22 protein-coding genes and 1 pseudogene are annotated in these 20313 nt (G+C 61.1%); 15 read left to right on the forward strand and 8 right to left on the reverse strand.

From position 1 onward, the window contains the following. Positions 1-296 precede the first annotated feature (296 nt). The gene (locus J3A65_RS05605) at positions 297-2387 is read right to left on the reverse strand and encodes a S9 family peptidase (protein WP_209903340.1); all 2091 of its coding nucleotides are present in this window, start codon (positions 2385-2387) and stop codon (positions 297-299) included. 98 nt (positions 2388-2485) lie between these two features. Beyond that, complete coding sequence (locus tag J3A65_RS23450) at positions 2486-2617, reverse strand: hypothetical protein (RefSeq protein WP_281064374.1); 132 nt, start codon at positions 2615-2617, stop codon at positions 2486-2488. A gap of 175 nt (positions 2618-2792) precedes the next feature. Here J3A65_RS23450 and J3A65_RS05610 point away from each other — a divergent pair, with 175 nt between their 5' ends. After that, the gene (locus J3A65_RS05610; RefSeq protein WP_209903342.1) at positions 2793-3170 is read left to right on the forward strand and encodes a DUF930 domain-containing protein; all 378 of its coding nucleotides are present in this window, start codon (positions 2793-2795) and stop codon (positions 3168-3170) included. A gap of 23 nt (positions 3171-3193) precedes the next feature. Here the strand turns inward: J3A65_RS05610 and J3A65_RS05615 are convergent, their stop codons facing one another. Together J3A65_RS05615 and J3A65_RS05620 are read right to left on the reverse strand one after the other, a co-directional pair. Further along, positions 3194-4366: an AI-2E family transporter gene (locus J3A65_RS05615; RefSeq protein ID WP_062453493.1), complete on the reverse strand. Its 1173-nt coding sequence runs from the start codon at positions 4364-4366 to the stop codon at positions 3194-3196. A 104-nt stretch (positions 4367-4470) separates the two neighbouring features. Beyond that, on the reverse strand, positions 4471-5334 hold the full coding sequence (locus tag J3A65_RS05620) for a VOC family protein (RefSeq protein ID WP_192086851.1): 864 nt from the start codon (positions 5332-5334) through the stop codon (positions 4471-4473). 320 nt (positions 5335-5654) lie between these two features. Between J3A65_RS05620 and J3A65_RS05625 the strand changes: the two genes are divergently transcribed. The 4 genes from J3A65_RS05625 (at position 5655) to J3A65_RS05640 (ending at position 8371) form a co-directional block, all read left to right on the forward strand. Then, a complete protein-coding gene (locus tag J3A65_RS05625; protein WP_062453491.1) occupies positions 5655-6320 on the forward strand; it encodes a hemolysin III family protein in 666 nt (221 codons plus the stop codon). Positions 6321-6409: 89 nt separating this feature from the next. Continuing rightward, positions 6410-6910, forward strand: coding sequence for a GNAT family N-acetyltransferase (locus J3A65_RS05630; RefSeq protein WP_209900213.1), 501 nt, complete (start codon positions 6410-6412; stop codon positions 6908-6910). 96 nt (positions 6911-7006) lie between these two features. Further along, positions 7007-7417, forward strand: a complete 411-nt coding sequence (locus tag J3A65_RS05635) for a cupin domain-containing protein (RefSeq protein WP_092661642.1) — start codon at positions 7007-7009, stop codon at positions 7415-7417. Between the two features lie 69 nt (positions 7418-7486). Then, entirely contained in the window at positions 7487-8371 is an 885-nt protein-coding gene (locus J3A65_RS05640) for an aldose 1-epimerase family protein (protein ID WP_245341484.1), read from the forward strand. Between the two features lie 76 nt (positions 8372-8447). Here the strand turns inward: J3A65_RS05640 and msrB are convergent, their stop codons facing one another. After that, on the reverse strand, positions 8448-8858 hold the full coding sequence (gene msrB / locus J3A65_RS05645; protein WP_062454782.1) for a peptide-methionine (R)-S-oxide reductase MsrB: 411 nt from the start codon (positions 8856-8858) through the stop codon (positions 8448-8450). Positions 8859-9031: 173 nt separating this feature from the next. On the opposite strand from msrB, the gene J3A65_RS05650 reads away from it, so the two are divergent. From J3A65_RS05650 to J3A65_RS05695, 10 genes and pseudogenes are all read left to right on the forward strand, one after another. After that, a complete protein-coding gene (locus J3A65_RS05650; RefSeq protein WP_209900215.1) occupies positions 9032-11479 on the forward strand; it encodes a putative monovalent cation/H+ antiporter subunit A in 2448 nt (815 codons plus the stop codon). A gap of 295 nt (positions 11480-11774) precedes the next feature. Further along, positions 11775-12182: pseudogene (locus J3A65_RS05655) on the forward strand (Na+/H+ antiporter subunit B); the annotation flags it as partial. 134 nt (positions 12183-12316) lie between these two features. Then, positions 12317-12694 (forward strand): Na+/H+ antiporter subunit C, encoded by a 378-nt coding sequence (locus J3A65_RS05660; RefSeq protein ID WP_062453487.1) that lies wholly within the window; start codon positions 12317-12319, stop codon positions 12692-12694. 9 nt (positions 12695-12703) lie between these two features. After that, a complete protein-coding gene (locus J3A65_RS05665; RefSeq protein WP_209900217.1) occupies positions 12704-14320 on the forward strand; it encodes a Na+/H+ antiporter subunit D in 1617 nt (538 codons plus the stop codon). Next, complete coding sequence (locus J3A65_RS05670) at positions 14317-14790, forward strand: Na+/H+ antiporter subunit E (protein WP_174195845.1); 474 nt, start codon at positions 14317-14319, stop codon at positions 14788-14790. Before J3A65_RS05665 ends, J3A65_RS05670 begins: the two co-directional genes overlap by 4 nt. Further along, positions 14787-15140, forward strand: coding sequence for a cation:proton antiporter (locus J3A65_RS05675; protein ID WP_244476062.1), 354 nt, complete (start codon positions 14787-14789; stop codon positions 15138-15140). The genes J3A65_RS05670 and J3A65_RS05675 overlap by 4 nt, the downstream gene beginning before the upstream one ends. Continuing rightward, on the forward strand, positions 15137-15481 hold the full coding sequence (mnhG, locus tag J3A65_RS05680; RefSeq protein WP_175487268.1) for a monovalent cation/H(+) antiporter subunit G: 345 nt from the start codon (positions 15137-15139) through the stop codon (positions 15479-15481). Before J3A65_RS05675 ends, mnhG begins: the two co-directional genes overlap by 4 nt. Positions 15482-15895: 414 nt before the next feature. Further along, positions 15896-16327: a MucR family transcriptional regulator gene (locus J3A65_RS05685; RefSeq protein ID WP_062453483.1), complete on the forward strand. Its 432-nt coding sequence runs from the start codon at positions 15896-15898 to the stop codon at positions 16325-16327. Between the two features lie 224 nt (positions 16328-16551). Further along, entirely contained in the window at positions 16552-16992 is a 441-nt protein-coding gene (locus J3A65_RS23320) for a helix-turn-helix domain-containing protein (protein ID WP_245341485.1), read from the forward strand. A 22-nt stretch (positions 16993-17014) separates the two neighbouring features. Further along, positions 17015-17782 (forward strand): DUF6456 domain-containing protein, encoded by a 768-nt coding sequence (locus J3A65_RS05695; protein ID WP_209900219.1) that lies wholly within the window; start codon positions 17015-17017, stop codon positions 17780-17782. A gap of 5 nt (positions 17783-17787) precedes the next feature. Here the strand turns inward: J3A65_RS05695 and J3A65_RS05700 are convergent, their stop codons facing one another. The 3 genes from J3A65_RS05700 to J3A65_RS05710 form a co-directional block, all read right to left on the reverse strand. Next, positions 17788-18804 (reverse strand): acyltransferase, encoded by a 1017-nt coding sequence (locus J3A65_RS05700; protein ID WP_209900221.1) that lies wholly within the window; start codon positions 18802-18804, stop codon positions 17788-17790. Positions 18805-18938: 134 nt separating this feature from the next. After that, positions 18939-19361 carry a SufE family protein gene (locus J3A65_RS05705; RefSeq protein ID WP_062453480.1) on the reverse strand — a complete coding sequence of 141 codons (423 nt, stop codon included), beginning with the start codon at positions 19359-19361 and terminating at the stop codon, positions 18939-18941. Positions 19362-19543: 182 nt separating this feature from the next. After that, positions 19544-19981, reverse strand: coding sequence for a DUF5330 domain-containing protein (locus J3A65_RS05710; protein ID WP_113165187.1), 438 nt, complete (start codon positions 19979-19981; stop codon positions 19544-19546). Positions 19982-20313: the final 332 nt, after the last annotated feature.

Consider the following 20313-nt stretch of genomic DNA (forward strand, 5'->3'; position numbering starts at 1 on the left):
CACCGCCTCGATCTCGCTTGGGTTAAGCAAGAGTTAACGCCTGAAGCTTGTGCGAAGCTTGCGCCGGGAGATTTCCGCCCGGTTTTGGGGCTTGACAGCGCGCCTGGGACTTATTCGCGCCGCCGCCATTTCTGTCGAAAAATCAGCGATCTGACGGGAAAACCGAACGCCGCCAGGGCATATGCGCGTTTCCGCATATCCAAAACGATTTTTCCCACAAAAAAAGCCGCAGCACCCGATCGAGGCGCTGCGGCGATTGTCATTCGAGGTGACCGATTCTGCGGCGATCCGCCCGGTCAGGCTTTCCCGGCCACCTTGATCGCGAATGCAAATTCGAAGGCGATCTCTTCCAGACGCTGGAAACGCCCCGACTTTCCGCCATGGCCGGCAGCCATGTTGGTCTTGAGCAGGATCGGTGCCGAGCCGGTCGAGAATTCGCGAAGCTTCGCCACCCACTTGGTCGGTTCCCAGTAGGTCACGCGTGGATCGGTGAGGCCGGAAATCGCAAGGATCGGCGGATAGGGTTTTGCACCCACGTTGTCATAGGGCGAGTAGGCGGCGATCCACTGGTACTCTTCCAGGCTCTCGATCGGGTTGCCCCATTCCGGCCATTCCGGCGGCGTCAGCGGCAGCGTATCGTCGAGCATGGTGTTGAGCACATCGACGAACGGAACGGCCGCGATAATGCCCGCGAACTTTTCCGGCGCCATGTTGGCGATCGCGCCCATCAGCATACCGCCGGCCGAGCCGCCTTCGGCAATGATGTTCTCATAGGACGTGAAGCCCTCGGCCACGAGGTGGTCGGCAGCGGCGATGAAATCCTTGAACGTGTTTTCCTTGGCTTCCATCTTGCCGTCTTCGTACCAGGCAAAACCCTTGTCCTTGCCGCCGCGGATATGGGCGATGGCATAGATGAAGCCACGATCCGCCAGTGACAGGTTGTTGGTGGAGAACGATGCGGGGATGGTCATCCCATAGGCACCGTAGCCGTAGAGCAGGCAGGGCGCGGTGCCGTCGAGCGGCGTGTCCTTGCGGTAGAGCAGCGACACGGGCACCAGCTCGCCGTCATGGGACGGGGCCATCACGCGGCGGGTCACGTAATCTGCGGCATTGTGGCCGGAGGGGATCTCCTGCGTCTTCAAAAGCGTGCGCGTCCGGGTCACCATGTCGTAGTCGTAAAGCTGGGTCGGCGTCGTCATCGACGAATAGGAAAAGCGAATGACGGTGCTGTCATATTCCGCGGCGCCCGATAGCCCCAGCGAATAGGCCTCTTCGGCAAACGCGATCGAATGTTCCTCGCCGGTCCGCCGGTCGCGGATGATGATCTCCGGCAGACCCTGGTTGCGCTGCAGCCAGATCAGGTGCTGCTCATAGGCCATGTGCGAAATGATCAGCCGGCCGGGCTCGTGCGGTACGATCTCTTTCCAGTTTTCCTTGCCCGGTGCCGCAAACGGCGCCTCGACGATCTTGAAGTCCTTGGCATCGCCGTCATTGGTCAGGATGTAGAAGACATCGCCGCCTTCGGTCATCGAATACTCGATGCCCTCCTCGCGCGCCGCCACCAGCTTCGGCTCGGCGGTCAGGTCCGAGGTCGGGATGAGGCGGTATTCCGACGTTTCGTGATCGTGAATGTCGAGATAGATCACGTCGTCCAGCAGCGATCCGCCGACGCCCATGAAGAAGCCCGGATCCTTTTCCTCAAACACCAGCCGGTCATCCGACTGCGGCGTACCGAGAATGTGGTGGAAGACCTTGGAGGGGCGGTGGTTCTCGTCCTGCAGCGTATAGAAGAAGCTCTTGCCATCGGGCGCCCAGACGCCGCCACCGGCGGTGTTTTCCAGGAGGTCTGACATGTCCTCGCCGGTCGAGAGATCGCGAACCCGCAGGGTAAAATATTCCGAACCCTTGTCGTCGTAACCCCAGATGCCCTTGGAATGATCCGTCGCATGGTCGATGCCGGCCAGACGGAAATAGTCCTTGCCCGTCGCTTCCTTGTCGCCGTCGAGCAGGATCGTCTGATCGCCGCCGTCGCGCGGGGTGCGGAAATATTTTGGCTGCTCGCCGCCGGTCACAAACAGCGATCCGTAGGCAAACGGTCCGTCCTTCATCGGCACGGAGGAATCGTCTTCCTTGATGCGACCGCGCATTTCGGCAAACAGCGTCTTCTGCAACGCGGCCGTGTCGCCCATCGCCGCTTCCATATAGGCGTTCTCACCCTCCAGATGGGTGCGGATCTCTGGATCGAGGATCGACGGATCCTTGAACATCTGCTGCCAGTTGTCGGCCCGGAACCAGGCATAGTCGTCGGTGCGGGTAATGCCGTGACGGGTATCCGTCACCGGCTTCTTCGCCGCGACCGGAGGCGTCGGCAGATTTTCGAACGGCATTTTCGGGGAGGGGGCCAAGGAAGCACTCCGAAGTCATGAAAGGAGTGCCAGAGATAGGGGCGGCCGGACCATGAGGCAAGCGGGCAAGCCGCGTGAGCCTACTTCTTCTCAGGCTCGCGGGACTTGGCGAGAGGTGCGAAGTCACGGTGCTGCTGCCAGAATATGAAGGCGACGACCAGTGATAGCCCAATAGTAACAATCAGGAATACCATCGCCAGTTCGGCTGTCATCTGTTCAGTCCTCCAAGCATGATACCGATTCCGGTCTCCACCACCAAAAGAATACGCGTGAGGATAATTCCCGCTCTGGTAGGTGGTCAACGACGAATCTGTCTTCTAGTTTCCGCCCCGTCCGAGTCACGTTGGATAGGATTCCATGACGATACTGCTGCCCGCCTGGGCATCCATGACAGGTGCTCTCCTCCTTTGCGCCGCCTCCACCCTGCCTGCCCACGCGCTCGACGGCCGCATTGTTCGCCAGCTGAACGCCCTTGCACCTGAAGAAAGAGTCGAACAGCGCTGCGATCTCGAGGCGATGGATCGCCTGCGCAAGGAAGGCGACTTCCGCCCCGACAAGGTGATCGCCTACACGTTTTCAGACCCGGTCGAGAAGAACAATGGGTTGAAGGCGACCGGTGCCGCGTTTCGCAGCGGCGGCGACTGGTTCAAGCTGAAATTCAAGTGCGAGACCAACGAGGAGGGGCTCAGCGTCACCGCCTTCGACTACAAGGTCGGGTCGAAGATCCCGCGCGAAGAATGGGACAAGTATTACCTCTACGACTGACGGGTCGCCGACATCGCCGGGCTTTAGCCCGGCAGATGCGGAACGGTCTTCTTTTCTGGAAACAGTTCCGACAGTACGGTCATCATGATCAGCGACAGGGGCAGCGCCAGCATGGCGCCGACGGCACCCCACATCCATGTCCAGAACAGGATGGCGACGAACACGACAAAGGGATTGATCTCCCACTGCCGGCCCATGATCGCGGGGAAGATCAGGTTTTCCATCAGCAAGTGCACCGAGAAGAACACGATCGCGGGCAACAGTCCAAGGAGAAGGGTGTCATGCGTGATGATGCCACCTGCTGCAACCGCGAGGGTCATGATCGTGATCCCGAGAAACGGGATGAAGCTCGACAGGAATGCGAACAGACCCCAGAGAAGCGGCATGCTGAGGCCGCCGAAATAGGCGATTGCGATCATCACGATGCCGAGACCGAGATAGAGCACGCTCGCAGTCGCAAAATAATAGCCGAGAACCTGATCGATTGCGTTCAGCACACGGATCGCAATAAGCCTCTGGTGACGCCGCGGGAAGGCGAGGATGAGGGTACGGCGAAGTCTAAGCCTGCCGTAGAGAAACAGAAGCAGCGCCGCAAAGAAGATCATACCCTGCACGACGGCCGGCGTCAGATTGGCGGTAACGACGCTGAGGATGTTGCCGGAATTCTCCAAAAGCGCCTGCATCGACATCGGCCCGGTTTCAAACGTGGCCGGCGAGATGTTCAGCCATTCCTGGCGCTGCAGAAATGGCATCATCCGGTCGATCATGCGTTGCAGAAAGCTCGGACCTTCCTGGATCATCATGGCAAACGGTTCGGCCAGCGCGTTGACGACCAGAAAGACCGCGGCGAACACAGCGCTGGAGAGGATGATTGCAATGCCGAATTTGGGTACGCCCAGGCGGCCAAGCTTGTCTGCCACCAGACCGAGAATCAGTCCGACGACGACGGCAAGCGTGACAGGGATAAGCACCAGCGACATCATGTGGACGATGGCGAAGAACACGATCGCGAAAATGCCGATCACGGCCCAGGCCTTGGCGACTTCCAGCGCCTCGCGCCCCAGCACGAGGCTCTCATCGGCGTCTTCGCTCTCCAGGCCGGAAATGACGGCATCCTTGCGATGCGCAGACCGGTTGGCGGCAAAGTCGATCAGCCGTTTTTTAGGATTGGCTGCGCGCGTGCTCGTCATGGCCATGAATTGTCTGATGTCCTCGTTGTCGCGATCAACGCAAAAACAGTGTTCCGGTTCCGGAATACTGCTCAGGTTTACGATCGCAACGGTCAGGAATTCTGCACGCGTTACGCAGCAAGCGTCAGGCCGATGCCCCACGGGTCTCTGAGAGCCCAGCCCTCGACGGTTTTGGTTGTCGCGATTTCGTGCTTTTCCAGTGCGGAAAGCGCGTTCGCCAAGGCCGACTGATCGTTGAACTTCACGGTGTAATCGGAAAGCCCGGTCATGTTTTCAAGCCGGGTCGTCGCGCCGCGGCTGTTCCAAACGTTGGCAGCGATATGGTGATGGTAGTCGCCGGTCGCGAAAAAGCTCGCACCGGGATACCGCGCCATGATCTTCAGGCCCAGCACGTCGCGGTAAAAGGCGTCCGCCTGCGGAATGTCGCCGACCTGAAGATGGATATGACCGAGCGCTGTTCCCTCAGCCATTCCGGCAAATGCCGCCTGGGGCGCGCTGTTATAAAGCTCCTGAAGGTTCAGCCGGTCGGTCGCCATCGCCACGGTGCCGTCCTGATGGTAGGTCCATTCCGTGGGCGTGCGGTCGCGGTAGATCTCGATGCCGTTGCCTTCGGGATCGGAAAGATAGAGCGCCTCGCTAACCAGATGATCCGATGCGCCTTCGAGCTGGATATTGTTATGCGCTGCATGGGCCAGCCATTGGGCAAGCTCAAGGCGGCCCGGCACCAGAAAGGCCGTGTGAAAGAGGCCGGCCGCATTGCGCGGCGCGCGGGCCACGTTGCCGCCCGTCGTCAGCGTCAGAAGCGGCACGCCGGCGACGCCCAGAACCTCACCGCTCGGCGTCTTTTCAAGCACCGAAAGCCCGATGATTTTCTGGTAGAAACCGGAGACGCGAGCAAGATCGTTGACGACGAGATGCGCCCGCCCGACATGCAGCGGGCGGCTGAGTGCAAACGGCTGCTTCTGTTCTGTCATAATCTGTCCTCCAGCTTTCAACGGGATCGAAATGACGACGCGCCATGCCAATCTTTCCACAGTTATGCGCGCCATCGATCGTTCACGATAGTGAGCAGTTCGGCGATAGATTGTTCTCGATTTATTGACGCTGGGGCGGCCACCTCTAGCCGTACAGGCTTGATTGCCGCCGTTCCCGCACCATCCGGAACCGGCTCGTGCAGCCAGAGTTTTGGGCTCATGACCAAGAGTTGAAACCATCGGAAATTTATTGTGAATCGCGCAGTCTTGCCAAGCTTTCCGCTCGGCCCCATTCTTGGCACCGGTATGGAAGGTGGGTAATGAGCGATCTCTTCAAATTTGGCAGAAACTACGATTTTCACGAGATCGTCGCGGATGGGATTGTCCATGGCATCGGACTGGTCTTCGCCCTGATCGGCGCCACGGCCCTGATATTTTACGCCACCATGTGGTCGAGCCATGGCGAGATCGTTGCCGCCTGGATTTACGGGATCGGGCTGATCCTTTGCCTGTCGATCTCGTTTACCTACAACATATGGCCGCACTCGCCGACCAAGTGGCTGCTGCGGCGGTTCGACCATTCGGCGATCTTCATCCTGATCGCCGCCACCTATACGCCATTCCTCCAGCGCGGCGCCTCCGACCCGTGGATCTTCGGGATGCTGATCGCGATCTGGGCCACAGCGATTTTCGGTATCCTGATCAAATGCTTTTTCCCCGGCCGGTTCGACCGGCTGACCATCCTCCTCTATCTTGCCATGGGCTGGAGCGGGTTGATGGTTGCCGAACCTGTCTCGGCCTACCTGCCGCCGATCTCCGCATTGCTGATCGTTATAGGCGGCCTGATCTATTCGCTCGGCGTCATCTTCCACGTGTGGGAAAGACTGCGCTTCCAGAATGCCATCTGGCATTCCTTCGTCGTCGCGGCGGCTGCCGTCCACTATAGTGCAGTCATGACCTGCTTTAGCCTGTCGGCCAGCGCCTGACCGATCGTGTGCGCAAGACGCCAGCCCGCTTTACACACTGCGGCCGTCTGATAAAGTGGACGGGCAATCACTATAATGGACGATAGCCAGTGCCCCCTTTGATCCGCGATGCCACCGAAGCCGACCTGCCTGCGATCCTCGAGATCTATAACGACGCCGTAGCCAATACGACGGCGATCTGGAACGAGACGCTGGTCGATCTCGCCAACCGTCGCGACTGGTTTGCGGCACGCCAGGCGAGAGGATTTCCGGTTCTGGTCGCCGACGAGGACGGGGTCGTCAAAGGCTACGCATCCTACGGCGACTGGCGCGCCTTCGAGGGCTTCCGGCACACGGTGGAACATTCCGTCTATGTGCACCGCGAGGCCCGCGGCGAGGGCATCGGCCGTCTGCTGATGCGCGAGCTGATCACCCGCGCCGCGTCGAACGGCATTCATGTGATGATCGCCTGCGTCGAAGCGGGCAACGCCGCCTCCATCCGTCTGCATGAAAGGCTCGGTTTCCGCCTGACCGGCACGTTTTCCGAAGTCGGCATCAAATTCGGCCGCTGGCTCGATCTTGTCTGCATGGAGCTCAGGGTCGCGGGCTGACGTCCTTCGCTTTCTCGTGGCACTTCCGTCCGAACGGCCTATATGCTGGCTGACATCGCATTCGCATCAATCGCATGACGACGAAGGATCTTTTCCATGGATATCAAGCGTGTTGGCTCGCAGGCCTCCAAGAAGCAGCCGGCAGAGTATTTCACCGGCACAGTCCGCCTCGATCCGCTGAATTCCGCACCGGCACCGGCCCGCGTTGTTGCAGCATCGGTCACGTTCGAACCCGGCGCCCGCACCAACTGGCACACCCATCCGCTCGGCCAGACGCTGGTTGTTACCTCGGGTTCCGGCCTCACCCAGACCTGGGGCGGTCCGGTCCGGGTAATCCGCGCCGGTGATGTCGTCTGGTTTTCGCCGGGCGAAAAGCACTGGCACGGCGCATCGTCGCAGACGGCCATGACCCATATTGCCATCGGGGAAGCGCTCGACGGCAAGACCGCCGACTGGATGGAGGCGGTCAGCGACGATCAATATGCGATTCCCCCGGAAACCGTCTGATCGTCATCTAACCGACGCGCAGGGTAGGCAATCCTGCGCCTCAAGCCTGAAATTTGCCAGGAGAGCCGCATGTCCGCTGCATCAGATGATACTATGACCCGTATCGCCAACGATCGTATCTCCGTTGAAATCTCCCCCCTCGGTGCGGAAATGCAGTCGCTGAAGACGGCGGATGGGCGCAACTTTCTCTGGAACGGCGACGCCGCCTTCTGGGCCGGCCGCTCGCCGATCCTCTTCCCGATCGTCGGCAAGGCGCCCTCCGATACCGTGATGATCGAAGGCAAACCCTATCCGATGGCGCAGCACGGTTTTGCCCGCCGCTCGACCTTCACGCTCGCCGCGTCCGAGGAGACCAGCTGCCGCTTCGAGCTTGCATCATCCGATACCACCCGCAGCGTCTACCCGTTCGATTTCCGCCTCGCCGTCACCCATTCGGTCGACGGTTCGAAACTCACGATTTCGGCGGAGGTGGAAAACCGCAGCGACCGGCCCATGCCCTTCGGCCTCGGTTTCCACACCGCCTTCCTCTGGCCGCTGCCGGGTGGAGAAGGCCAGGCCCATACGATCGTGCTCGACAACGGTGGCGAACCGGCGATGACGCGCCTGTCCGGCGGGCTGATCGACCCGAGCCCACTTGCCTCGCCGTTCACGTCCGGCAAGCTGACGCTGTCGCACGACATGTTCGATGAAGACGCGATGATCTTTGCAGAGGGCGCCGGAACGGGCCTGACCTATGCGGCGGAAGGCGGCTCGGAGCTGAAATTTTCCTTCGACAACCTGCCAAACCTCGCGCTCTGGCAAAAGCTCAACGGCCCTTTCCTCTGCATCGAGCCCTGGCACGGAACGGCCGCCCAGAACGGGACCAGTGCCGATCTCGAATCGCGTCCCTACACCGTCATGCTGCCCGCCGGGCAAACCGCGCGATTTGCGTTCACGGTCGAGTTGCCGGGGTAAGCCAAACGAAAACAGCGGCCCGGATGGGGCCGCTGTCAATTTCAAGTCGGTACTTTGGTGACAGCCGTCCCGCTGACTAATCTGCCGGGCGGAAATTCATCGAGTGGCCGTTGATGCAGTAGCGCAGGCCGGTCGGTGGCGGGCCGTCTGGGAAGACGTGGCCGAGATGGCCGTTGCAGGTGGCGCAGCGGACTTCGGTGCGCACCATGCCGTGCGTGGTATCACGCAGTTCGGTCACCGCATCGGGGCTGACAGCCTCAAAGTAGCTCGGCCAGCCGCAGCCGCTGTCGAACTTGGTATCCGACACGAACAGATCCGTGCCGCAACCGGCGCAGCTGTAGATGCCTTTATCCTTGGCGTTCCAGTACGGCCCGGTAAAGGGACGCTCCGTGCCCGCCTGGCGCAAGATCTGATACTGCTCGGGCGTCAGCTCTTCGCGCCATTCTGCATCTGTCTTCTGGACTTTCTTGGTGATGACGTCGGACATCTGAACCATCCTTTCGTTGTAAGCCATAGATAGGTGCGTTCAGCCTGTCGATAAAGGTCACGGTGCCGTGTTTCTTGCCCGTCAATGCTTGAGGGACAGACGGGTTTCCCTTAGAAACCGTGGGGCGCTGCCGCTCGGCAGGGATTTGCGAGGATACTCAACGGGAGGGGACCATGGCCGCCACCACGCCGGCATTGACCTTCGCGGCACTCATGCTGCCGTTTCTTGCAGCACTTCTTGCCCCCATGCTCTCGCGCCTGATGGGCCATCGCGCAGCGCTTGTTCTCGCACTTGCACCCGCCTTGGCCTGCCTTCATTTCCTGAGCTTCCTTCCGGAAATTGCCGCCGGAGAATCTGCCACGGGCGGCTATGTCTGGGTGCCGAGTTTCAACCTGTCCTTCTCCTGGTTTCTCGACGGCCTGTCGCTCACCTTCGCGCTGCTGATCACCGGCATCGGCACGCTGATCGTGCTGTATTCCGGCGCCTACATGAAGGGCCACCAACAGCAGGGCCGCTTCCTCGCCTTCATCCTGTTCTTCATGGGTGCCATGCTGGGATTGGTCGTCTCCGACAGTTTTCTCATGCTGTTCGTCTATTGGGAACTGACCTCGATCGCCTCCTTCCTGCTGATCGGCTTCGATCACGACCGGGTAGAGGCACGAAGGGCTGCGCTGCAGGCGCTGGTCGTCACCGGCGGCGGCGGGTTGGCGCTTCTGGCCGGCCTCGTTCTTCTCTGGAACGTCACCGGCATCACCCAGTTGTCGCTGCTTCTGCATTCGGGCCTGCCGCTCAGCGCCAGCCCGCAGTATTTCGCCATTCTTCTTCTGGTTCTCGCCGGCTGCTTTACCAAATCGGCTCAGTTTCCGTTCCATTTCTGGCTGCCCAACGCCATGCAGGCGCCGACGCCCGTCTCGGCCTATCTGCATTCGGCAACCATGGTAAAGGCCGGCGTCTATCTCCTGATGCGGCTGCAGCCGGTTCTCGGCGATACGCCCGCCTGGGAAATCCTGCTTCCCTTCTTCGGCGGCATCACGCTGATCTCCGGCGCGCTTCTCGGGTTGAGGCAGACCGACCTCAAGATGATGCTCGCCTATACGACGATGGCCTCGCTCGGCCTCATGGTGATGCTGACCGGGTTCGGCTCCGACCATGCGATCGAGGCCGCGGTGCTTTATCTCATCGCCCATTCGCTGTTCAAAGGCGCGCTGTTCATGGTGGCCGGCGCCATCGACCACGAGACGGGCACGCGCGAGATCTCGAAACTGGGCGGCCTGCGCAAGGCGATGCCCGTTACCTTTGCAGCGGCAGCGCTTGCGGCCCTCTCCATGGCCGGCCTGCCGCTGTTCTTCGGATTTCTCGCCAAGGAAGAGATCTATCTGGCGCTCGTCGACGGCAATCCGCGAGCGATCTTCTTTCTCTGCCTCGCCGTCATCGGCAACGCGCTGATGGGAGCGCTGGCGCTGGCGATCGGTTTCAAGCCTTTTCTCGGTCCAAACCGCCCGGATCTTGGGCCCGTCCATGAAGGGCCATTGGGCCTGTGGCTCGGCCCCGTCGTTCTCGCGCTGCTCGGACTTTTCGCGGGCATTTTCTCAGGCACCGCGCACCAGTATTTTTCGACGCCCATGGCAAGCGCCGTGCTGCATGAAAACACGGTCATCGACATCTCCACCGTGCCGCATCTCGGCCTGCCGCTTCTCCTCTCGGTCCTCACCCTGATTCTTGCGGGTCTGGTCCTGTGGCAATTGGAGACGGCACGCGGGCTGATGCGAAGACTGTTCGATGCGCTCGGTCCCGGGCCCGATCGCGGTTTCGACCATGCGGTTCAAGGCCTGATACGCCTGTCAGTCGTCTTGACCCGCATTCTCCAGCCCGGCCGGCTCGAAATCTATGTCACCGCCACCTTCATCCTTTTGGCGCTTACCCTGCTGGTGCCGCCCTTCCTGTTCAATGAATACCCTACCATGCCGGCGTTCCCGCAAACCGTTGCCCTGCACGAATGGGTGTTTCTCGGCATTGCCGTGATCGGTGTTGCGGCGGTCCTGCGCGCGGCCGACCGGCTGACGGCAATCGTCGCGCTCGGCATCCAGGGCTTTGCCATCGCCGTTCTCTTCCTCCTGTTTGGCGCGCCGGATCTGTCGTTCACCCAGTTCATGGTCGAAACGCTCTCGGTCGTCATCCTGGCGCTGGTCATGACGCGCCTCCGTCTGACGCCGTCCGATCACCGGCCGCTCCTCCAGCGCCTGTTCGACGGCACGATAGCGCTCGCCTGCGGCACCGGCTTTACGCTGCTGCTGCTCAAATCCGTGGAGACGCCGTTCGACAACGCGCTGACGGATTTCTTCAACGCCTATTCCAAGGTCATCGCCCACGGCGCCAACGTCGTGAATGTCATCATCGTCGACTTCCGCGGCGTCGACACGCTGGGCGAAATCGCCGTCGTCATGATCACCGGGCTCGCGGTTCTGGCGCTCGTCCGGGTCCGGGCGGTGACGAAGACGGAACTTGGGGCAGGGGGCGCGAAACGGACGGCGACCGCTATCCCCAATGGAAAGACAGCGGCCAAAGCCCCAACCACCAAAGCCCCGCAGGCCAAACCATCGACCGGGAGACCAGGCCGATGATCAAAGCCCGGACACTTCCCCCAACGTCCCTCATTCCTGTGCTTGTCACAGGAACCCAGCCCCGGCGCGTCTGCGCCGTGAATGACGCGTCTCGCGCGACCACCTCTCCCGCACCCAAGGACTTGGGTGCGCTGGATTTCTGTGACAAGCACAGAGATGAGGGGAGTGTGGAGCAACGTCGCGCTGGCAGGGCGGAGCGCAGTCGTGCTGGACGGCTGGGCCACGGGAATACGGCAAGGCTGAACCACAGGAACGAGCGGCGGGTGACAGAAAGCTTCGAACAGGTGGCCCTGCCATGAACACCATCATTCTTCGCACCGTCGCCCCGGTCGTCACTGCACTGACGCTGCTCTTTTCGGTCTTTGTTCTGTTGCGCGGCCATAACGAGCCGGGCGGCGGATTTATTGGCGGTCTGATCGCTGTGTCGGGTCTGGCGATCTACGGGATTGCATTCGGCACCGGTGCGGTGCGCCGGGCCTTGCGCTTTCATCCGATGGCAATCGCCGGGGCGGGCCTTCTGATCGCCATGCTGTCGGGCCTCGTGTCGATCTTTGCCGGCGTGCCCTTCATGACCGGGCTGTGGATCACGCCGAGCCTGTTCGGCACGGACATTCCGCTGTCGACGGTCATATCCTTCGATCTCGGCGTTTACCTCGTCGTGCTCGGCGCCATCACCTCGATCGTGCTGGCGCTGGAACAGGAACCCGGTCCTGAGTTTCCCGCTCCGGCATTGCGCGGCACGACGTCGCGGCGCGCCGAAACGGCTGCGTCCGCAAGAGAGGGCGCGCCAGATCCGGTAACGAAGAAGAAGCGCCGCAAATCGGGAGGAAAACGCTGATGGAAACGCCGCTCGCGATCCTGATCGGCCTCTTCTTTTCGGCCGCGATCTATCTCATGCTGTCGAAATTCACCGTCCGTATTCTCCTTGGCGTCGTGCTGCTCGGCAATGGCGTCAACCTGCTGCTGTTTACCGCCGGCGGCCTGACGCGTTCGGTCCCGGCGATCATTCCGGCGGGCGCAGACACGCTGTCCCATACCGCCGCCAACCCGCTGCCGCAGGCGCTGATCCTGACGGCTATCGTGATTTCGTTTTCGTTCTTCGCTTTTCTCCTCGTGCTCACCTACCGCGCTTTTCAGGATCTCGGCAGCGACAATTCCGACGAGATGCGACTGGCGGAACCCCGCGACGAACCATCGCCGCCGATGGGATATTGAGGACGTTTGATGGCATCCCCCGCAACATCCCCCGTTGATCTCGCAGCCGCCCTGGTCCTCACCCCGCCGCCGCTCGGTGACTGGCTGGTGATCCTGCCCGTCGTGCTGATGATCGGCGCCGGCGCAATTCTCCTGATGGTGCGCAAGTCCGTTCGCCTCCACGGCGCGATCGCCATTGCAGCGCTGCTTCTGCTCGTCCTCGTCAATGGAAGCCTGCTTTTGCGGGTGATCGAAAACGGCCCGGTGACGATGGTCATGGGCCGCTGGCTGCCACCGTTCGGCATCGCCTTCACGGCCGATCTGTTCGGTGCCACGATGGCACTGACGGCCTCGCTCGTGGCACTCGCCGCCGGCATCTTCGCGCACAGGGATATCGATGGCTCCGGACGACGCTACGGTTTCTATCCCTTCCTGATGCTGCTGATGGCGGGCGTCTCGGGTGCCTTCCTCACCGGCGACATCTTCAACCTCTATGTCTGGTTCGAGGTCCTGCTGATTTCCTCGTTCGGCCTTCTGATCCTGGGATCACGACCCGAACAGATCGATGGCGCGCTCAAATACGCGGTCCTGAACCTTATCGCCACGACGCTGTTCCTGATCTCGGTCGGCTATCTCTATTCGCTGTTCGGCACGCTCAATATGGCCGATATCGCACTCAAGGCCGGCGACCTCTCGGGCACGGCACCGCTCGTCACGCTGACGGCGCTGTTTACCTTTGCCTTTGCCATGAAGGCGGCAGCCTTTCCGCTCAACTTCTGGCTGCCCGCCTCCTATCACACGCCGCGCATCGTCGTGTCGGCGCTTTTCGGCGCGCTCCTCACCAAGGTTGGCATCTACGCGCTGATCCGCGTCACGGTCATGCTTCTGCCGGTGGAGCGAGAGGTGCTGAGCCCCGCCATTGCCACACTCGCCATTCTGACACTGATAACGGGTGCCCTGGGTGCGCTGGCGCAGAGCGATATCCGCAAACTTGCCGGCTACCTTGTCATCGCCGGCATCGGCAACATGCTGGCGGGCGTGGCGATCGGGTCTCCGGCCGCCATTTCCGGCGCCATCTTTTATGCGCTGCATTCGATGGTGGCGATGACGGCGCTCTATCTCGTGGTCGGCGAGGCGGCCCGCCGCGCAAGCCTGCTTTCCGGGGACGAAAACCAAGCAAACCGCTGGTCGCTGCATACGCTCGGCGGGCTCTACCGGTCGTCGCCGGGTTTCACGGCGGTGTCGCTTCTCGTGTTCCTCGCCGTCGCCGGCCTGCCGCCGCTGTCGGGTCTGTGGCCGAAGATCATGCTTCTGAAAGCCGCGATGGACATCAACGCATGGTGGCTTGCCGCCGCCATTCTCGTCTCTTCCTTTCTCGTCACCCTCACGCTTGGCCGGATCGTGCTTCTCGCCTACTGGCGGCAGGGGCTCGAACCGGAAGCCGGCCTTGAGCGACAGACCGCAGTTCGCGGCGACTGGCGTCTTTCGCTACCGCTTGGCGCGCTTGTTCTGCTGCTCGCCGGTTTCGGTCTGTTTCCGGAACATCTTCTGTCGCTGACGCAATCGGCCGCCGAGGGACTTGCCGGCCCGTCCGCCTATATCCGTTCGGTCTTTCCGGACGCCCTGCCGTCGGGAGGCATAAGATGACGTCATTCATCCGCGCTTGCGTCTTTGCCGTCATCTGGGTGGCGATCACGGGCAGCGCCACCATCCTCAACCTTGTGTTCGGCTTTGCCGTCGCAGCGCTCGCGCTCTGGGTTGTGCGTGGCGAGATCGACCGCGCCAGCCGTAAGATGCGGATAGGCCGGATGCTCTCGCTCCTCGTCCTGTTTATCAGGGAACTGGCAATGTCGGCCTGGAAGGTGGCGGTCCTCGTCACGAGACCGAGGCTCGACGTCAAACCCGGAATTTTCTCCTTTCCGTTGACGGTCAGCCGCGATTTCGAGATCACGCTTCTTGCCAACCTCATCACGCTCACGCCGGGCACGCTGTCGGTGGATGTCTCGGCCGACCGCAAGTTCCTCTTCGTGCACGCGCTTGACGCCTCCGATATCGACGCGACCAAGCGGGAAATCGCGGATGGCTTCGAGCGCAAGATCCTGGAGGCATTCGAATGACCGTGTCCGATCCGTCAATGGCCGCGACGATCCTGTCTGTCTCCACCTGGCTTGCCATGGCGGTCCTGTCGGTCGCGTTCCTGTTGACCATCCGGCGGGTGGTGGCGGGACCGACGCTGCCGGACCGTGTGCTTGCGCTCGACATGCTGGTCGGCATCGTCATCGGCTTTATCGCGCTGATTGCCATCCGAACCGGCTTCAACCTCTATATCGATATCGCCATCGCGCTCGGCCTCGTCGGCTTCCTGTCGACCGTCGCCTTTGCCCGCTTCATCATGCCGCGCGTCACCGATGCCGCAAAAGATCCAGCGACATCCGGCAAGACTCGCGTGCAAAGGAGGAAACGCTGATGGATCTCGTCGTCGCGCTTGTCGTCTCCGTCCTCGTCCTCGCCGGCGCCTGCTTTTCGCTGATTGCCGCAATCGGCATCAACCGGCTGCCGGATCTCTATACCCGCATGCACGCAGCCTCGAAGGCCGGCACGGTCGGTTCGGGTCTGCTGCTGCTCGCTGTCGGGGTCTATGCCGGGGATCTGCCGGTCCTTGCCCGCGCAATTGCAGGCTTTCTGTTCTTCGTCCTGACGGCCCCGGTTTCGGCGCATCTTCTGGCCGTCGCTGCCCGCCGCGCCGGCTATCCGATGAGCGAACATTCGCTCCACGATGAGATGAAAGCGCACGAAGAATCAATATAGAGGCCGCAATTCGAGCTATAAGCCCGTCATAAAGGCGTCTTTTTTCGATACACTATCAGTTATCAGGTCTTCCCCCGGCTTTACCATCAGAATTCGATCGGCATTACTAGATTTCGCAGTTGGATTTTGGGGGTCCGGATGCTAATTCAGGTGCAGTAGAACCCTGAAATTGTTCTCTTGCGGATTATTTCTCGTGTAAAACGCACAATACGTCTCAGAATTGTGTGCCTATGCGGGAATTGTCCGAAGTAAACAATGTCCGGTGGTATTTATGATCGGCTTTGCGCGCGAAACTTAGGGGTAGGTTTCAGTCTTCGGACAGTGCACGGGCAGTGGAATGCCATCGTGGTTCTGCAGGATGCGGGTGTTGGTCGGCTCTCGCAACCGTCCGCGAATTACGAACAGGAGACGAAAATGACAGAAATCGCATTGGGCAAAGGCCCGGACCTGCTGGTGGAACTGACAGCAGATATCGTGGCTGCCTATGTGAGCAACCACGTCGTTCCGGTCGGCGACCTTTCAGGACTGATTGCCGACGTTCATACGGCACTGAGTGGCACGGCATCGCCGACGCCCGTCGTGGCCGTGGTTGAAAAGCCGAAGCCGCCGGTCCCGATCAAGAAGTCCATCGAGGACGATTACCTGATCTGCCTGGAAGACGGCATGAAGTTCAAGTCGCTGAAGCGACACCTCATGACCCATTACAACATGACGCCGGAAGAATACCGCGAAAAGTGGGGCCTGCCGTCCGACTATCCGATGGTCGCTCCCGCCTATGCGGAAGCCCGCTCGCGTCTTGCAAAGGAAATGGGCCTCGGCCAGCGCCGCAAGCGCGCCAAGGCTTGATCAGCCTTTAATAGACGGCCTTTAACAGACGGCAGCAGTAACATTGCCAATCAAGAGAACCGGGCGCATGCCCGGTTTTTTGTTGTCTAGAGATAGGAAAAAAATCATAATTAGATTCCTGATGCTTAGCTCGGATGGCGGCCGCTAGGGTGCATTTCGTATTTCCATCCGTCTCTTCCTCCGCTACCGTATGTGAATTAATTCCTAGAAGTGGAGGAGCTGTCATGCCTGCCGAACCGTCCGCCGGGGCAATACCCGTTTCGCCCAACCTCAGCGTTTCCGGCCGTTCCACCGCACGGATGGCCGCCGGCGCATCCGCGCCTTCCGGGGTAACGCTTCGAATCGGTCGAAAGCCGAAACCCACATGCCTGATCGTGTTTCAGCTCGTCTCGGAAATGGTGTTCCTCTTCGGAGACCGGGTCATGGTCCGGCGCGACCGCCGAAGGCTTGCCGCCCATTCCCGCCAGATCGCCATGTATGTCTGCCACGTGGCGCTGTCGATCTCGGTCGATGACATCGCCACAAGCTTCGGCCGGGAGCGATCAACCGTCGCCCATGCCTGCCATCTGGTCGAGGACCGCCGCGACAACCCGGCCTTTGACGATTTCGTTTCCGCCGTCGAAAGGATGGTCACCTCCGTCTTCGGTGAAGCGGATGAGGGCTGAGGCTGAAAGAGGAGACGGGTCGATGAAGGATGAAAAGAGCAAAGAGCGTCTGCGTCTTGTGCGCTTACTGCGCCAGCTTTTGAAAAACGACGGCGCGATCTCGGATGTCGAGACGGAGCATGGTCGCGACCTCGTGCACCAGGCCGTGTCGCTGGGTCTTGCTGTCCAGCAGGATGGCCGGCTTTCGGCGTCGGCTGAGGCCATGTCCTATCTGCGCCGGGCGATGGCGGAGCGGGAGGAGGAGGGGTTTGCCGCTCAGCATGGCGAGATCGAACGGGTCGGGCTGGTGGTTGAGGGCACACGCCAGACGGTCCGCCGCAATCTCGCCGAATCGCCGCTCGGCACTGTCGCAAGGCTGAAGGACAGGGACGGGTCGGCCTTCCTGCCATCAGCCGCCGTCGAGGCGGGTGAGCGGCTGCTTGCCGATTTCACCCGCGGTCAGCTGCAGCCCAAGATCACCGCCTCGTGGGAGCCGCGCCTGTCCAGCCGTGCTGATGGCGGCCGCGGCGGGCAGGCGGATGTGGCCGGCAGCGCCATCGACGCACGACGCCGGTTTGGTGCGGCCGTGGAGGCGATGGGACCGGAACTGTCGGGCGTCGCCGTCGACGTCTGCTGCTTTTCGAAAGGGCTGGAACTGGTCGAACGGGAGCGGCAATGGCCGGCACGCTCCGCCAAGCTGATGCTGCGCACCGCACTTCTTGCTCTCGGCCGGCACTACGATCCGCCGCGGCCGGATCCCCGCCGCCGCAGCCACAGTTGGGGAGCAGATGATTACCGGCCGATCCTCTGACGACGTCAGACCGCAGCTATGGCCTGGCGCCTGCGAAACAGGTTCAGGCCGTTGATGTATCTCCGGGCCGGCTGCTCCACCCCGTAGAAGCTCACAAGCGTTGCCACAAACATCGCGGCGACAAGGATAGGCGTCGCCCACCAGGGAGCGATCTCTGCCACCTTGTAAAAGGGCTGCTTCCACAGATAGAGCGAATAGGACCAGATGCCGATCATGGCAAGCGGCTGGAACGACAGGGCGCCGAGCGCTGCCTTTGGCGCCAAATCGATCGTGTTGATGGCAAAGGCGAGAAGCAGCGTCCCGACCGTATAGCGGGCCATATCCGGCGCCGGCAGGATCCACAGCGACAGGCCGAGGATGGCGGCGACAATGGGAGCCGCAGCCGGGACGCGAACCTTGTCGATGAGCACGAACAGCGCCACCGACGCAAAGATCGAGGCCATCCGCACATCGCTCAGCCAGTACACGCTCATGGCGCCCGGTTCGGCGAGACTGGTTCGGATCGCACCGTTTGCCATTGCGGCGATGGCAATTGCCAGGCTGACGAAAGCCGCAGCCCTCGCATTGCGGATGACGATGACGACGAGAAGGGCGAGCAGAACATAACTGTGTTCCTCGACCGACAGCGACCAGACATGCCCCAGCACCGACGACGTGTGGGTCCAGGCCTCGTAATAGTTCGTGGTGAAGGTGATCGCCGCGAGATAGGCGGAAGGCTCCAGCAGGAGATGCGACGGCGCGCCAGCAAGCCCGCCAACGACGGAGACGGCGAGCATCGCCGTGGCAAACACCAGGAGCGCTGGATAGATGCGGGAGAACCGACGCTGGAAGAAGGTCGGAATGTCGGTCTTGCGGACGAGCAGAATATCGGCCATCAGCCGTCCGCTCAAGACGAAGAAGAGTTCGACGCCGAGTGAACCGAAGGGCAGAAGCCCGCCTGAGAAATGGTCGGCGATCACGAACAGGATCGCGATGCCGCGCCATCCGTCCAGGTATGCGATACGGTTTGCCTTGTCCTGCATCCTGCTGCCCTGTGGTTGCTTTTAAACAAGCGAGTAGAGCATCAGTATAACAACGAGGATCGGCAGTCCTTCACGTCCGGGTGAGCGGGACTACTATCGTGCGACAGGGTTAATACCGGAAATCCGTGTCTTGATCAGGCGGCCTGCATGATCACCGCTTCCTGACGGATGCGCTTGACCATCGAGCGCAGGCCATTCGCGCGCTGTGCCGAAAGATGCTCCACAAGGCCAATCTTGTCGAACACCTCGATCGCATCCGTGGAGGCGATTTCAGACGCATGCTTGCCGGAATAGACCGACAGCACGATTGCGACGAGCCCGCGCACGATATGCGCATCGCTGTCGCCCTCGAACGTCATCACGGGGTCGGCGCTGTCATCGCTGCCGTGGCTGACGACCCAGACCTGGCTGGCACAGCCCTGTACCTTGTTCTCCGCAGTCTTCTTGTCGTCGGAAAGGTCGGGCATGGCCTTGCCGAGCTCGATCACATAGCGATAGCGATCCTCCCACTCTTCGAGATAGGCGAAATCGTCGATGATCTGTTCGATGCTGGCCATGGCGTGCGGTCCCGTTTGCGCCTTCATATAGGCGGTCACAGCCTCGATTAAAGCAAAAAAATCGCCGTGAGGATGTTGGTCCTCACGGCGTCAGCAACAGGCTGATGAGAGTTAAGGCAGTCCGGCACCGGGAACCGTGGCACGAGACCCGGTGCAAGCTTTGAATTTCGTTGGAGAAGCGCTCAGAGCGTCGGGCGCTTGAGCGGCACCGGAATGTTGCGGGGGATCGTGCCGGTCGCAACCTGCTCGCCGCGGGGGGTCTCGATGCTGATGTCGGAAAGCGAACCTGATGGCATCGGGGTGGCTTCTGGGTCGGCCTTCATGGCAAGCTTCGGCTGGCCGTCGCCGAACTGCTTGTCGAGAAGCTCGTAGGCGACACGGGCACCTTCCTTGGCGCGGACACCAAGCACGGCGAGGGTGTCGGCGCCCTTTTCGCAGACTTCGGGACGTTCGCTGCAGATCGCACTGATATACTGATAGGCGCCGCTTGCTGCGGACACCGCATCGGCCACCTGGAGCGGCGAAATGTTGGCGTCATCGGAGGCCGGTTCGGCACTGAAATAGGACAGCACCACCAGCACGGCTGCGAAGAACGCACTTCCCTTGATCAGAAACCACATCGTCTTGGTCCACCTGTTTTGCCCGTTTTCGGGCGTGCCGGCTAAGCTCCAGTCGTCTGGCTTGCCTGTTCCGGTCTTGGCGTCAATCTAGCCGCGGGGAGCGAACATCGCTTTGACGGGTTCGCTCGGGTTTTCGGCAAATTCGATTAAAATGCGACCTTTCCTTGCTCGGGCGGCGGGGTGGACGGATGCTTCCGGACAATTTTAACAAACCGGATTAAGCATAAATGGGGCGGCCCGCCCACGCGCCAAGGGTTGTCGGTCCGTGGATCTGCCCCAATGGTTAATGTATCAGGAAAAATCAAACCAATTCCGACGCTTACGCCCTGTTA

Origin of the sequence: Rhizobium sp. PvP014, assembly GCF_017876855.1 — a bacterium.
Classification (GTDB): domain Bacteria; phylum Pseudomonadota; class Alphaproteobacteria; order Rhizobiales; family Rhizobiaceae; genus Neorhizobium; species Neorhizobium soli.